Here is a 253-nt window from a genome sequence, read left to right as displayed (position 1 = left end):
TTCGCCTACATCGAGGGCTACTACAATCGGCAACGCATCCACTCGGCACTCGGCTATCTTACGCCCGAGCAAGCCGAGAGGACCACGAAATGATCTCTCTGTGTCCGCGACACCGAGGGAGGATCAATCTGCGTGCCGAGGGCGGGGGTAAGCCGATCACGGCGGTGCTGACGGCGGGCGAGCGGCACGAGCAGTTTGCGTTGGATGCTCTCATGGACAAGGGCGCGGTGCCACGTCCAGGGCGGGGCCGCCC

The 253-nt window shown here is 64.8% G+C and carries 1 protein-coding gene and 1 pseudogene; both read left to right on the top strand.

The features are described from left to right. Positions 1-93: IS3 family transposase (locus ACLBX8_RS32330; RefSeq protein WP_447716487.1), on the top strand; the 93-nt coding region annotated here is incomplete at its 5' end. 26 nt (positions 94-119) lie between these two features. Next, positions 120-253, top strand: a pseudogene (locus ACLBX8_RS32325) (IS5-like element ISMra2 family transposase); the annotation flags it as partial.

This window comes from Methylobacterium sp. D48H, from assembly GCF_053345715.1.
This window is presented reverse-complemented; position numbering and strand designations above follow the sequence as displayed.